A 12,401-nucleotide genomic window follows, 5' to 3' on the forward strand; every position below is an offset into this window, starting at 1 on the left:
TGCACAACGTGGAATCCCCCGAAACCCGCTGGTTTCGGGGGATTCTGCGTTTCCTCGACCGCCGGGTGAGCGTCGGGTCGCTAATCGAGTCGGCACTGTGGTTCGGCCTGGCCTACGTGATCGCCGGCGTGGTGTGGCTGTTTCTGCACCCCGACGGTGTCGAACGCCTCCAAGCCCAGGCCGAGCGGCAGTACGGCGTCCCGCCCGCCAGTGTCTACGAGGTGGCGACGGTGACCTCGGTGGCGCTGTGGCCGGTGATGCTGCTGCTGCCCGCCGATGTCTGCGAGCGTTGAGCCGCGCAATCGGGCTTAGATCGCCCCTAAATCTGCCGAAATCCAGTGCTGGGGACGCAGATAGATGACCACCTGCTCGCCCAGTTGGGCCAGCGCGTACTCCAGGAACTTCTCGGCACGTGCGGGCGGCAGATAGCGGTGAGCCAACTCGGCGTGGAGCTCGTCGGTGCCGGGCTCGATGCGGCTGACGGGTCCGTCGACGGCCACGTAGCGCAGCGTCGGCTCGGTGCGCTCCGCCATCAGCGAGAAGCATCCGGCCGCCTCGATGAGCTTCGCCTTGCGCGACCCGGCCCCGGTCAATACCCAGGGCTCGCCGCCGGGGGCGTACTGGTACCAGATTGGCAGCGTCAAGGGGCCGCGGCCGGCGCTGGCATTCACCGATAGCGCCGCGATGTGCGGCTCGGCCAAAAACTGCTCGCGCTCATCCTTGGACAGGGCCATGTTCTTCAGGCTAGCCGCAACGCTCCGCTGAGCGCGTTACCCTGCTGGCGGGTCGGTTAGCGCTGTTGCGGGACGACACGTTGTTGACGCCGCCGTTTGGCGGCGGGGGGGTCAGTCGGCTGGGTTTATAAGTCGCCGTGGGCCGGGGCCGTGTCGGGCCAGTTCGTCGTCACGATTGACGATGAGGCAGGTGGCCAGTGACAGGCAGCCGCAACCGATGCATCCGGTCAGTTCCGTCTCGAGGTGCTCGATCTCGCGGCGGCGGGCTTGGAGTTGAGCGTGCCAGCAACGAGAGATGCGGTTCCAGTCGGCTTTGCTCGGCATCCGGTTGTCGGGGAGGTCGGTGAAGACGGCGGCCACCTCGGCCAAGGTGACGCCGAATCTACGGGCGGCTTGAATGATGCTGATACGACGCAATACGTGGCGGGGATAGCGGCGTTGGTTTCCCAGTGTGCGAACGGAACTGATGAGTCCTTGGTTTTCGTAGAAGCGCACGGCGCTGGTGGCGATTCCGGCTCGTTTGGCAACGTCACCGACGGTAAGCATGTCGGTTGGTTTGTGCGACAACACGTCCCCTTGCCCCTTGACTTCAACCTTACTTGAAGTTTTAGCCTACCGATCATGGATATCGTTTTGGCGGCCCGATATCGTCACACGGCGCAGGAAAGCGCCGCACCTGGCATTGGCTCGGAGATGGTGCAGGCCGGACTGTGAAGATCTGCGCGCTCGAGGAGCACGACGTCCTGCCGTCAGTGGCCGCGGCCTGGGCCCGCCTCCCCGATCGGCGACGCGATCCGATCGCCTCGTTCGACACCGCATCCGACCTTGGCCGCAATCTGGCGTCCCTGGACGAGCAGCGGCTGACGCTGATGGCTGACGCCGGCATCGACGTTCAGGTGTTGTCATTGACGACACCGGGGCTCTTCGACCTCCCGGCAGCCGATGCCGTCGCTTTGCAAAGCCCGGTCAACGACGAGATCGCCGACGCCGTAACTCGCCGCCCGCAGCGATTCCAAGCGTTAGCGACCGTAGCGCCACAAGACCCCGAACAAACCGCGGCAGAACTGGAACGGGCGGTACGCAGACTAGGTTTCGACGGCGCCTTGATCTTTAGCCGCGTCGAGGGACAGCCGATCGACCACAAGCGGTTCTGGCCACTGTTCGAGGCCGCCGAAGCGCTACGTGTTCTGGGCCAACCGAGAACGACACCACAGCGACCCGCAACACCAAGGCGAAGCCGCCGCCCGTTACCGCCACCGCTACCAGCGCCCCGGCTGAACACCTAGCAGAAGACAGAGGCCAACGATGAGAGTGTCCCAATTACCCGCGGCTGAGCAGGATTTCCTGCGTCGCCATCACGTCGCGGCCATGCTGACCGTCGGTACAGACGGCCGCCCTAAGGCCGCGAAGATGGAACCGGCCGTAGTTGACGACCAGCTACTTAGCATCGGACACCGTCACAAAGTCCGCACCCGTAGGCTTCACCGCGACCCCCGCGCCACCCTGTTCTACGACGCACCCGGACCCACCTGGCTGGCCATCGAGGCCACCGTGGGCATCATCGATAACTCTGACACGCCGAAGCTCATCGTCGACTTCATGCGTGTCCGCCAACAGCGCCCGACGGGCCCGCTGGCCTGGCACGGAGATAACCACATCGAAGTGGAACTCGACGACACCACCTTCATGCACACCATGACCTCTGAAGGCTGCATCCTGTACCACTTCGACATCGACAAGATGTACGGCAACCTGCACAAATAAGCCGCCTCCGGGTGCCGCCCTCGCCCGGCGCTATTCCCTCCTCGATCTGCTCCTAGTCCTTTGTCCCTCGGCGTCACCAACGTCATGGCCTCATACAGTCAGACCGCGGGCCCGAGCAGGTCGTCGGCGTCGCGGATGATGTAGCCGTAGCCCTGCTCGGCCAGGAATCGCTGCCGGTGCGCCGCGTATTCGGCGTCCAGGCTGTCGCGGGCGACCACCGAGTAGAACACCGCGCCGCCGCCGTCGGCCTTGGGGCGCAGCAGCCGGCCCAGCCGCTGGGCCTCTTCCTGCCGGGACCCGAAGGTGCCCGAGACCTGCACGGCCACCGAGGCTTCCGGAAGGTCGATGGAGAAGTTGGCGACCTTGGAGACCACCAGGGTGGAGATCTCGCCGCGGCGGAAGGCGTCGAACAACTTCTCGCGCTCGGCGGTACGCGTCGAGCCCTGGATCACCGGGGCGTCCAACTGTTCGCCCAGTTCCTCCAGCTGGTCGAGATAGGCGCCGATCACCAGGGTCTGCTCGCCGGGATGCTGCTTGAGGATCGAGCGCACCACCGCGATCTTGGAGTGCACCGTCGAGCACAACTTGTAGCGTTCCTCGGGTTCGGCGACCGCGTAGGTCATCCGCTCGCTCTCGGTCATGGTGACTCGCACCTCGATGCACTCGGCCGGGGCGATCCAGCCCTGCGCCTCGATGTCCTTCCACGGTGCGTCGTAACGCTTGGGCCCGATCAGGGAGAACACGTCGCCTTCGCGGCCGTCCTCGCGGATCAGCGTCGCGGTCAATCCGAGGCGGCGGCGCGACTGCAGATCGGCGGTCATCCGGAACACCGGTGCCGGCAGCAGGTGCACCTCGTCGTAGATGATCAGCCCCCAGTCGCGGCTGTCGAACAACTCCAGGTGCCGATATTCGCCCTTGGTGCGCCGGGTGATCACCTGATAGGTGGCGATGGTGACCGGCCGGATCTCCTTGCGCTCACCGGAGTACTCGCCGATCTCCTCTTCGGTCAGCGACGTGCGCGCCACCAGTTCGCGTTTCCACTGTCGGCCGGCGACGGTGTTGGTGACCAGGATCAGCGTGGTGGCCTTCGCCTTGGCCATCGCGGCGGCACCGACCAACGTCTTGCCGGCACCGCAGGGCAACACCACCACCCCGGAACCACCCGACCAGAACGAGTCGGCGGCCATCTCCTGATAGTCGCGTAGCTGCCAGCCGTCCTGGGCCAGGTCGATCGGATGGGCCTCGCCGTCGACGTAACCCGCCAGATCCTCTGCCGGCCAGCCGATTTTGAGCAGCATCTGCTTGACCCGGCCACGCTCACTGGGATGCACCACGACGGTGTCGTCGTCGAGGCGGGCACCGAGCATCGGCGCGATCTTCTTGTTGCGCAGCACCTCCTCGAGCACCGCCCGATCCAGGCTGACCAGGGTCAGGCCGTGTACCGGGCTTTTCACCAGCTGCAGGCGCCCGTAGCGCGCCATGGTGTCGACGATGTCGACCAGCAGTGGCTGGGGCACCGCGTACCGGGAATGGCTGACCAAGGCGTCGACCACCTGCTCGGCGTCGTGGCCGGCTGCGCGGGCGTTCCACAACGCCAGCGGGGTGATGCGGTAGGTGTGGATGTGCTCCGGGGCGCGTTCGAGCTCGGCGAAGGGCGCGATGGCAGCGCGCGCCGAACCGGCCTGTTCGTGGTCGACCTCGAGCAGCACGGTCTTGTCGGATTGGACGATCAACGGCCCGTCAGCGCTCATGCGCCCATTATCCGGAGGGGGCCGACAACGCCGCTCCTCAGCATCGATGTAGCACATGTGCTAGCATCTGCGACATGGGAACGGTCGGATTGCGTGAGCTGCGGCAGAACGCCTCGGAGCTCGTTCGGCGGGTCGAAGAAGGTGAAGAAATCACTATCACCGTCGCCGGTCGAGCGGGGGCGCGACTCGTGCCTGCGGTCCCTCGCACTTGGCGCCAGTGGGCCGACGTGGCCGAGCTGTTCGCTGGGCCCGCGGACCTCGCCTGGGGCAGTGACCGTGCCGCGATCGATGACGAACTGCGAGACCCGTGGTCGAGCTGAAGGCGATTCTGGACACCAGCGTGGTGATCGCGACCGACGTCCCGCCGCTTGAAGGCGAGCTGGCCATAAGCATGGCCACACTGGCCGAACTACACTTCGGGGTTCTCGTCGCGAAGGAACAGTCGGTATGCGCCGAACGGCTGCGCCGTCTGCTGATCCTGCAACGTACATTCCATGCGCTGCCCCTCGGCGACGCCGTCGCGGCCAGCTACGGACGGCTGGCGGCCGCCGTCGTCGAGGCTGGCCGTCAACCCCGCGCACGCTCGATGGACCTTTTGATCGCGGCAACGGCGCATGCGCATTCAGCCCGGCTCTACACCCGCAACGCCAGCGACTTCGACGGCCTCGACGGCCTGATCGAGGTCGTCACGGTCTAATCGTGCTCGGCCGCCGACGACACCGACGTGATGCGGTGGATCGCGAAATCCTTCATCTGCCCCGACGTCGAATCGAACGCCACCAGCCGCCCACCCAGCACCTGGGTGGGGGCCACCTCGCGCTGGGTGGCCACCCCGGCGGCGTCGACGTAGCCGATCAGCACCGTGGCCCGCTCCAGCGCGGCGCGCTTGAGCATGATCATCGCGGTCACCGGATCCAGCCGGATGTTGTCGAACGGCGCCGACGTCACCGTGCGCAGCACCCGGACCAGCGCGGTCAGGCTGTCGTCACCGGGACCGGCGTGCGGCCGGTGCCCGCGACGCTCCGCCGGGGTGTGCACCCGCATGCCGCGCGGCCGGATGTCGACGATCGTTCCGGTGGCATCCTCGGCGGCCGGGGCGAAACCCGCGTCGCGCAGCGCCGCCAACACGTCGGCAAGCGGAGCCTGCGCCACAGCCACGGTCGGGGCGAGCATCCGCAGGCCCAGCGCCTCGGCGGCCGGAACGGCGACCGCCTGGGCCAGCAGCGCGGGATCCTCGCAGCGTACGAAGGAGGCCGCCAGCCCGATCCGCAACTGGCCGTGCCGGCGCGCCACGTCATCGATCAGGTAGCTGAGTCCCTGCGGCACCGGGGTTTTGGAGTGCTTCTCGAAGAACGCACGCAGGCCCGCGCCGGTACGGCCCACGTCCAAGGCGGACCGGATGGTCTGTTCGGAGACCCGATAGACCATCGCCGCGCCGGCCGATTCCACGGTGGCCACGACGGCCAACTCCTCGGCGAGTTCACGTTTCAGTGGCCCCGGCACCACGACAGTCAGGTCGGCCTGAACCAGGAAGTGGTCAATCGGCTCGGGCAACGCCTTGGCCATTGCGGCGACCGCGGCGGCGCCGTCGGCGGCGTCGGTGTCGGCCAGCAGGATCCGTCCCGGGAAGCTGAGCGAGCCGCGGCCCAACACGCCCAGGGCGTGCGCCTCGTCGAGCAGTTCGCCCACCGGTCCGGGCTGTAGCCGGTTGGCCCAGCGCGGCCGGCGCCAGATGAGCGCCTGCGACGCGGTCACCGCGTCGACGCCGGAGCCAACGGGCAGTTCGGCGAGCATGCCTAGCAGCAGCCGGCGATCCAGCGGGGCGGCGGTGGAGAAGAGCGGGGTGGACAGCGCCGCCCGGGGTTTGCCGTCGGCGCCGCGGCTGCCGATCAGACCCGGCCGGGCCGGCAGATCCAGCCAGGTGGCGGCCAGCAGATGCCAGCGCTCCGCGGTGGGCTGCTCGGCGAACCGGTCGGCGAGCACCGTCGGCGCCCAGTACGGGCCGTCGGCGTCGGGCCAGTCCCGTTGGTCCACGGTCGCCGGGTCGGGAAAATCGGCTGCGATCAGCCGGGCGGTCGCGGCGACCTCAAGCAGCAGGCCCAGCCGGGTTTCGTCGACACCGGTGGTCTTGGCCAGCCGCTTGACCTCGCGTACCCCCAGCCCGCCGCTGCGCAGCTCCGGCACAGGCGTTTCGCTCAGATTGGCGAGGATCACATCGAGTTCGCGCAACACGTCGATCACCGCCCCGGCGGCCGCTGCGTCGACATCGGCGGCGGTGGTCTGCGACACCACCGGGTCGGGTTCATGCAACGTGATGGGGCCCGGCTGCTCGCCCCGCAGCACCTGCCCGACGAGCCGCGGCAGGATCACCGTCTCGTCGTCGATGCGGCGCAGCAGGCCGGCCGCCAGCAGCTTGGGCACCGGGCGTTCCGGGGGTGCATCGGGGGCGGCGTCGCGAGTGCGCCCGATCGGGGAGCCGGTCAGCAGCTTGTCCAGCAGGTCACGCTGCGGTGCGTCCAGTTCGGCGATGGCCGCAACGATTTGTTCGGCGCCCTGCGCCGAGTTCTCCCGGGTGACCTGGCCCGGATGCCAGGGCAGGCCTGCGCCTGCTTCGGCGACGACGCGCAGCACTCCGCCGGGCTCATGCGGCGGTCCCAGCTTCGCCTCTCCTTCGTCGAGCCTCGCTGAACCGTCCGGTTCGATCGAACCCCAACACAACGCCCGCTCGATCAAGTCGGTCAACGCCTCGGTCACCGCGGCGGCGGGGGCGCGCTCGCCGAGCAGGGCCAGCAGATCGGCGACCGGCACGCCGGTGCCGTCGGCATGCAGCTCCAGCAGCGCAGTGGTTGGGCGAGGTCGGGCCGCAGCTTCAGTAGCCGGATCAGATCCTCATCGGGCAGGTCGGCCAGCCACGACCCCAGTGGGACGCCCCGGGCGCGTTCGGTCATCGACGACCAGCGTAAGGCCCAACCGGTGAACGTCGTCGATCGCGACCTGTCAGAATGGATCCGTGGCTGGAAACCAGGACAACAAGAACCGGTACGTCGACAACGGTTGGCCGGAGACCGACGGCGAACCCGCTGTCAGTGAGCTGCGCACCGATCGGACTGGCGCACTGTCGCCGTTCGGGGACCTCGTGTTCCCGCTGCCGTCCGACGAGCTGCCCTACGTGCATCCGGTCACCGTCGTCAACCGGTAGGCGGTGACGCCATGACCGGGCCGCTCTCACACCTCGACGACCGGGGTGCGGCCCATATGGTCGATGTCAGCGCAAAGGCGACCACCAAGCGGGTAGCGGTCGCCGGCGGCGTGCTCCGCACTACCGCCGAAGTGGTACAGCTGATTTCGGCCGGCGGCCTGCCTAAGGGTGACGCCTTGGCCACCGCGCGGGTGGCCGGCATCATGGCCGCCAAACGCACCAGCGATCTGGTCCCGCTCTGCCATCAACTGGCTCTTACCGGGGTCGACGTGGACTTCACCATCGGGCAATCCCAGATCGACATCACCGCCTCGGTACGCACCACTGATCGCACCGGGGTGGAGATGGAAGCGCTGACCGCGGTGAGCGTGGCGGCCCTGACCCTCTACGACATGATCAAGGCCGTCGACCGCGCCGCCGTCATCGACAACATCCGCGTGCTGAGCAAGGACGGCGGCCGTACCGGGGCCTGGGAGCGCACGTGAGCGACCGAACCGCCCGAATCATCATCGCCTCCACCCGAGCCTCGTCGGGGGTGTACACCGACCGCACCGGGCCGATCATCGCCGACTGGCTGGCGCAGCGCGGCTTCGCCCCGGTGCAGCCCGAGGTGGTGCCCGACGGCGAGCCGGTTGGCGCCGCCCTGCGCGCCGCGGCGGCCGACCGGGTGGACCTGATCATCACCTCCGGCGGCACCGGTATTTCGCCGACCGATGACACCCCGGCGCAGACGCTCGCCGTGCTCGACTACGAGATCCCCGGCCTGGCCGACGCCATCCGCCGATCCGGACTGCCGAAGGTGCCGACCTCGGTGCTGTCTCGTGGCGTGTGCGGGGTGGCCGGCCGCAGCCTGGTCGTCAACCTGCCCGGGTCCTCCGGTGGGGTGCGCGACGGGCTTGGCGTGCTCGCCGACGTCCTGGATCACGCCTTGGACCAGCTCGCCGGCGGGGACCACCGGTGACGGGCTCCGGGGGGCTGATCCTGCGGGCCGCGATCACCGAGCAGCCCATCGTGCTGTCCGAACACGAGCAGCTGGTCGGCCATCGGGCCGCGGGAGCGATCGTGGGATTCGTCGGCATGATCCGCGACCACGACCACGGCCGGCAGGTCACCCGGCTGGAATACTCCGCACACCCGTCGGCGCAGCAGGTGATGGCCGACGTGTTGGCCGAGGTTGCCGAGCAGGCCGTCGGGATCCGTGCGCTGGCGGCCAGCCACCGGATCGGTGTGCTGCACATCGGTGACGCCGCGCTGGTGGCTGCGGTGGCAGCCGATCACCGCCGGGAGGCTTTCGATGCTTGCGCGCTGCTTGTGGACACCATCAAGGCGCGGCTGCCGGTGTGGAAGCACCAGTTCTTCGCCGACGACACCGAGGAGTGGGTCGGCTCGGCCTGAGGGCCGTCAGAAGCGAAAAAGCGGGGCCGGCTTGCGCCGACCCCGCTTCTTTCTGTTGTCTACATAACCCTGCTGGGCTGCTGCGCGAACGCGTCCAGCGCGTCGTTGCCGCTGATGTTCTCCGACCGAACGGCCTGCCACAGCTGCTGGTGGAAGCCGACCGAGACCGCTTCCTGCCGGTTGCCGTCCTGACCGGGAGCCGGGGCCGGAGCCACCTCGTCACCGGGCGCCGGGGCCTCGGGTGCCGGAGCCTCCGGGTTCCACCGGGCGCGGGGGCCTCGGGGGCCGGGGGCGGGAGATGCTTGGCGATCTGCCGGAGCTTCGGGAGCCGGCGGCATCCAGCCAGCGGGAACCACCGGTCCGGCGCCTTCGGCGGGAGCCGGACCCTCGGGGGCCGGGGCCCACCACGGTGCGGGCTCAGGCGCGGGCGGGGGAGCCATCGGGTTGTCCATGGCCACGGTCTGGCCGTTGACGTCCGGGTTGTCGATCGGGGCGTCGGCCGGCGGCGCTGCCGGAACCTCGCGCTGCGATGCGCCGGACAGCCCGCGGCCGCAGACCGGCCAGGCGCCACGGCCTTGGGTTGCCAGCACGTGCTCAGCGATCGCGATCTGCTGTTCGCGGCTGGCCATGTGTGCCGACGGGGCGTACTTGCCGCCACCGTGGGCGCTCCAGGTGCTCGGCGAGAACTGCAGCCCGCCCTGGTAGCCGTTGCCGGTGTTGATGCCCCAGTTGTTGCCGGATTCGCACCGGGCTACGTGGTCCCATTCATCGTCGGTAGCCGCGGCTGCGGTCCCGGCGAGGGCCAGGCTACCGCCACCGATCACAGCTCCGGTGAATGCGATTTTGGCGATGTTGACGTTCGATTGGGTGGGCTTGCGATGCCGTCCACTCATACGGTGGTGAATTCCTCTCTGTCTACGCCTGCGAGGTCAGCGTCGGGTTCGGACAGGGGGGACTGCCCGGCCTTGATGCACGCGGTGCGTCGTCGGCTTCACCCCGAGAGGCCGGTTGGGGCCTCAGGGCCGCTCTCGGCGGACCCGGTGGGTCCCCCGCCTCCATCCATCAGGTATCTGTGGTTTCCTCTCCCGTTGGATGGAGCTCAGCGCTACGGGTGAGGACAGGTGGATCGAACGGAAAATTTTCGATACACCCGGAGATGTACCGTAACCGCTCTTACCCGCTGCGTCACCCTTATCGCTCCCGGGCGTTTTCATCGCTGGCTCTTCCTAAACCACCAGGAACGCCCGGCATTTATGCAGGTCAAAGCCCACTCCACCAAGCCGTTGCCGGCTTGTAATCAATTCGTTATGTGACGTAGATCATGCTATCCGCCGGCGAATGGCGGCAGTACGTCGACCGTCTCGCCGGGCTGCAAAGCCGCCTCGCGGTCGCGCACCGCGACCCCGTCGCGCAAGAAAGAGCACCGGCTCAGCACCGACGCCAGCCGTTCATTCCGGGCGGCGAGGGTCTGGGTCAAGGCGGCCACCCCGCCCCCGCGGGGCACGCTGACGGTCTCCGATTCGGCTCCGGCGGCGGCCTGAGCCGCTGCGAAATAGCGGACCGTCACCGCGACGCCCGCATCGGTGGCGCCGGTCTCAGAGGTCATGGATCAGCCGCCGATCGCGCTCATCGGGCGGTCCGGCTGGATGAAATCCGGATCGTTGATGCCATGGCCGGCCTTCTTGGTCCACATCGCGGCCCGCCACGCCTGCTCGATGGCGTCGTCGCCAGAACCATCTCGCAGTAGGGCGCGCAGGTCGGACTCCTCGGTGGCGAACAGGCAGTTGCGGATCTGGCCGTCGGCGGTGAGTCTCGTCCGGTCGCAGTCTCCGCAGAATGGCCGCGATACCGAAGCGATGATCCCGAATGTGCCTGCCGGGGTCTCCGGGCCCTCGTCAACCAGCCAGAGCTCGGCCGGCGCGGAGCCGCGCGGCTTCGGGTCGGGCCGCAGGGTGAACTGGGCCTGCACTGTCTCCAGCAGCCGCTCGACGCTCAGGCCGGCGTCGCGGTTCCAGTTGTGGTCGGCATCCAACGGCATCATCTCGATCACCCGCAGGTGGTAGCCGTGCAGTAGGCAGAAGCGCAGCAGGTTGATGATGTCGTCGCCGGTGATCTTGGGATCGAGCACGGCGTTGACCTTGATCGGCGTCATCCCGGCCTGCGCGGCCGCATCTAGGCCGGCGAGCACGTCGGGTAGGCGGTCACGCCGGGTGATCTCGGCGAAGTGGGCGCGGTCGACGGTGTCCAGCGAGACGTTGATGCGGTCCAGCCCAGCCGCCACCAGGGCGCCGGCCCGGCGTGCCAGGCCCAGGCCGTTGGTGGTCAACGCGATCTCGGGCCGCGGGCGCAGTGCCGCGGCGCCGGCCACCACGCCTTCGAGATGGCGGGCCAGCAGCGGCTCACCGCCGGTGAACCGGATGTCGGTGATGCCCAGCCGGGTGACACCGATCCGCATCAGCCGGATCAGCTCGTCGTCGCTCAGCAGGTGCTGGCTGGGAATCCAATCCAGGCCCTCGGCCGGCATGCAGTAGGTGCAGCGCAGGTTGCAACGGTCGGTCAGGGATATCCGCAGATCGGTGTGTACCCGCCCGAAGGTGTCCACCAGCGGACCGGTGGTCGGCATCTGCGTGGCGACGGCACGCAGCACGGCTTCGTGGAAGGCGGCTTTGCGGGCCGCCTCCTGGTGGTCCGCGTCGGCAGCATCCGCGTGCGGTGCCGGGGTGCGCAGACCCGCTTGCCTCAACGTCATGTCCGTATCCGATTCGGTAGGCCGGGGAGCGACCGAATCGACTTCGGCGTCCGGTCCCTGTCTCCTCCAGCGGCTTCACCAGCGTACCGAGGAAACCTGGGTGTTTTGCGGGTCTGGGCCCTAGTAGGATCGGCTGCTGACGCGTCCTGCGCAGGCGGGACGCTTCCTTTATGTCCTCGAGTACGTGATCAAGCAAGACAAGCAGGTGAGACCAGTGCCGACCGGCAAGGTGAAGTGGTACGACGCCGCTAAGGGCTTCGGCTTCCTGTCCCAGGAAGAAGGTGAGGACGTCTACGTCCGCGCCTCGGCCCTGCCGGACGGTGTGGAGGGTCTCAAGGCAGGCCAGCGGGTCGAGTTCGGCGTCGCCGCCGGACGCCGCGGTCCGCAGGCGCTGACGGTGAAGTTGATCGACCCGCCGCCGAGCCTGTCGCGGACCCGACGTGAGGCGGCGCCGGCGGTCGAGCATCGGCACACCCCCGATGAGCTGCACGGCATGGTCGAGGACATGATCACCCTGCTGGAAGGCACTGTGCAGCCGGAGCTGCGCAAGGGGCGTTACCCGGACCGCAAGACCGCTCGGCAGATCTCCGAGGTGGTCAAGGCCGTGGCGCGCGAGCTCGACGCCTGAGTCCGGTCGGTGCTGGCGATCCCACCGTGGATGGCGATCGCCGCTGACTGACTACTGAAAAGACAGCAGCGACCCCGTGGATGCTCCTCACGTGGGCGGGTGCGCTGTGGGCGGTCCGGCTGGTGGTGAGCGGCTGGTCGACCCGCCGCGCCGCGTTTGGTTTGACACCAACTGGTCAACC

Annotated in this window: 16 protein-coding genes, 1 pseudogene and 1 riboswitch; of the genes and pseudogenes, 10 read left to right on the plus strand and 7 right to left on the minus strand. The window is 68.3% G+C overall.

Going from position 1 to position 12,401, the window contains the following annotated elements; all coding sequences use genetic code 11:
* Positions 1–8 precede the first annotated feature (8 nt).
* A complete protein-coding gene (locus BN4346_RS25165; protein ID WP_067967250.1) occupies positions 9–293 on the plus strand; it encodes a hypothetical protein in 285 nt (94 codons plus the stop codon).
* Between the two features lie 15 nt (positions 294–308).
* On the opposite strand, the gene BN4346_RS25170 is transcribed toward BN4346_RS25165, so the two are convergent.
* The gene (locus tag BN4346_RS25170) at positions 309–734 is read right to left on the minus strand and encodes a pyridoxamine 5'-phosphate oxidase family protein (RefSeq protein WP_067967252.1); all 426 of its coding nucleotides are present in this window, start codon (positions 732–734) and stop codon (positions 309–311) included.
* A 111-nt stretch (positions 735–845) separates the two neighbouring features.
* On the minus strand, positions 846–1,301 hold the full coding sequence (gene soxR, locus BN4346_RS25175; protein ID WP_067967608.1) for a redox-sensitive transcriptional activator SoxR: 456 nt from the start codon (positions 1,299–1,301) through the stop codon (positions 846–848).
* Positions 1,302–1,444: 143 nt separating this feature from the next.
* Here soxR and BN4346_RS25180 point away from each other — a divergent pair, with 143 nt between their 5' ends.
* Both BN4346_RS25180 and BN4346_RS25185 read left to right on the plus strand, forming a co-directional pair.
* Positions 1,445–2,020, plus strand: coding sequence for an amidohydrolase family protein (locus BN4346_RS25180; RefSeq protein ID WP_067967255.1), 576 nt, complete (start codon positions 1,445–1,447; stop codon positions 2,018–2,020).
* 19 nt (positions 2,021–2,039) lie between these two features.
* Positions 2,040–2,498: a pyridoxamine 5'-phosphate oxidase family protein gene (locus BN4346_RS25185; protein ID WP_078058409.1), complete on the plus strand. Its 459-nt coding sequence runs from the start codon at positions 2,040–2,042 to the stop codon at positions 2,496–2,498.
* Positions 2,499–2,596: 98 nt separating this feature from the next.
* On the opposite strand, the gene BN4346_RS25190 is transcribed toward BN4346_RS25185, so the two are convergent.
* A complete protein-coding gene (locus BN4346_RS25190) occupies positions 2,597–4,249 on the minus strand; it encodes a DNA repair helicase XPB (protein ID WP_067967264.1) in 1,653 nt (550 codons plus the stop codon).
* Between the two features lie 74 nt (positions 4,250–4,323).
* On the opposite strand from BN4346_RS25190, the gene BN4346_RS25195 reads away from it, so the two are divergent.
* Positions 4,324–4,569 carry a type II toxin-antitoxin system Phd/YefM family antitoxin gene (locus BN4346_RS25195; protein ID WP_067967266.1) on the plus strand — a complete coding sequence of 82 codons (246 nt, stop codon included), beginning with the start codon at positions 4,324–4,326 and terminating at the stop codon, positions 4,567–4,569.
* Positions 4,557–4,946, plus strand: a complete 390-nt coding sequence (locus BN4346_RS25200; protein ID WP_327343736.1) for a type II toxin-antitoxin system VapC family toxin — start codon at positions 4,557–4,559, stop codon at positions 4,944–4,946. Before BN4346_RS25195 ends, BN4346_RS25200 begins: the two co-directional genes overlap by 13 nt.
* Here BN4346_RS25200 and BN4346_RS25205 read toward each other — a convergent pair.
* Positions 4,943–7,197, minus strand: a pseudogene (locus BN4346_RS25205) (helicase-associated domain-containing protein). The gene BN4346_RS25200 and the pseudogene BN4346_RS25205 overlap by 4 nt on opposite strands.
* A 62-nt stretch (positions 7,198–7,259) precedes the next feature.
* Between BN4346_RS25205 and BN4346_RS25210 the strand changes: the two are divergent.
* Genes BN4346_RS25210 through BN4346_RS25225 form a run of 4 tightly spaced genes read left to right on the plus strand, consistent with a single transcriptional unit; the run spans position 7,260 to position 8,843 of the window.
* Positions 7,260–7,448: a hypothetical protein gene (locus BN4346_RS25210; RefSeq protein WP_067967268.1), complete on the plus strand. Its 189-nt coding sequence runs from the start codon at positions 7,260–7,262 to the stop codon at positions 7,446–7,448.
* An 11-nt stretch (positions 7,449–7,459) separates the two neighbouring features.
* Positions 7,460–7,933, plus strand: coding sequence for a cyclic pyranopterin monophosphate synthase MoaC (gene moaC / locus BN4346_RS25215; protein WP_067967270.1), 474 nt, complete (start codon positions 7,460–7,462; stop codon positions 7,931–7,933).
* Positions 7,930–8,409 carry a MogA/MoaB family molybdenum cofactor biosynthesis protein gene (locus BN4346_RS25220; RefSeq protein WP_067967272.1) on the plus strand — a complete coding sequence of 160 codons (480 nt, stop codon included), beginning with the start codon at positions 7,930–7,932 and terminating at the stop codon, positions 8,407–8,409. Before moaC ends, BN4346_RS25220 begins: the two co-directional genes overlap by 4 nt.
* Positions 8,410–8,423: 14 nt before the next feature.
* Positions 8,424–8,843, plus strand: coding sequence for a molybdenum cofactor biosynthesis protein MoaE (locus BN4346_RS25225; RefSeq protein ID WP_067967616.1), 420 nt, complete (start codon positions 8,424–8,426; stop codon positions 8,841–8,843).
* Positions 8,844–8,902: 59 nt separating this feature from the next.
* Here BN4346_RS25225 and BN4346_RS25230 read toward each other — a convergent pair whose 3' ends face one another.
* From BN4346_RS25230 to moaA, 3 genes are all read right to left on the minus strand, one after another.
* A complete protein-coding gene (locus BN4346_RS25230) occupies positions 8,903–9,736 on the minus strand; it encodes a transglycosylase family protein (protein ID WP_067967275.1) in 834 nt (277 codons plus the stop codon).
* A 9-nt stretch (positions 9,737–9,745) separates the two neighbouring features.
* Positions 9,746–9,922, minus strand: a riboswitch (cyclic di-AMP (ydaO/yuaA leader).
* A gap of 245 nt (positions 9,923–10,167) precedes the next feature.
* Positions 10,168–10,449 carry a MoaD/ThiS family protein gene (locus BN4346_RS25235; protein ID WP_067967278.1) on the minus strand — a complete coding sequence of 94 codons (282 nt, stop codon included), beginning with the start codon at positions 10,447–10,449 and terminating at the stop codon, positions 10,168–10,170.
* Between the two features lie 3 nt (positions 10,450–10,452).
* Positions 10,453–11,466 carry a GTP 3',8-cyclase MoaA gene (gene moaA / locus BN4346_RS25240; protein WP_235653697.1) on the minus strand — a complete coding sequence of 338 codons (1,014 nt, stop codon included), beginning with the start codon at positions 11,464–11,466 and terminating at the stop codon, positions 10,453–10,455.
* Between the two features lie 340 nt (positions 11,467–11,806).
* On the opposite strand from moaA, the gene BN4346_RS25245 reads away from it, so the two are divergent.
* Positions 11,807–12,220: a cold-shock protein gene (locus BN4346_RS25245; protein WP_046188082.1), complete on the plus strand. Its 414-nt coding sequence runs from the start codon at positions 11,807–11,809 to the stop codon at positions 12,218–12,220.
* Positions 12,221–12,401: the final 181 nt, after the last annotated feature.

This window comes from Mycolicibacter icosiumassiliensis, from assembly GCF_900078685.2.
Classification (GTDB): domain Bacteria; phylum Actinomycetota; class Actinomycetes; order Mycobacteriales; family Mycobacteriaceae; genus Mycobacterium; species Mycobacterium icosiumassiliensis.

Coding starts and splice junctions, on each gene's coding strand:
- BN4346_RS25170 (WP_067967252.1), bottom strand. CDS start 734: ATGGCCCTGTCCAAGGATGAGCGCGAGCAGTTTTTGGCCGAGCCGCAC.
- BN4346_RS25185 (WP_078058409.1), top strand. CDS start 2,040: ATGAGAGTGTCCCAATTACCCGCGGCTGAGCAGGATTTCCTGCGTCGC.
- BN4346_RS25190 (WP_067967264.1), bottom strand. CDS start 4,249: ATGAGCGCTGACGGGCCGTTGATCGTCCAATCCGACAAGACCGTGCTG.
- BN4346_RS25195 (WP_067967266.1), top strand. CDS start 4,324: ATGGGAACGGTCGGATTGCGTGAGCTGCGGCAGAACGCCTCGGAGCTC.
- moaC (WP_067967270.1), top strand. CDS start 7,460: ATGACCGGGCCGCTCTCACACCTCGACGACCGGGGTGCGGCCCATATG.
- BN4346_RS25230 (WP_067967275.1), bottom strand. CDS start 9,736: ATGAGTGGACGGCATCGCAAGCCCACCCAATCGAACGTCAACATCGCC.
- BN4346_RS25235 (WP_067967278.1), bottom strand. CDS start 10,449: ATGACCTCTGAGACCGGCGCCACCGATGCGGGCGTCGCGGTGACGGTC.
- moaA (WP_235653697.1), bottom strand. CDS start 11,466: ATGCCGACCACCGGTCCGCTGGTGGACACCTTCGGGCGGGTACACACC.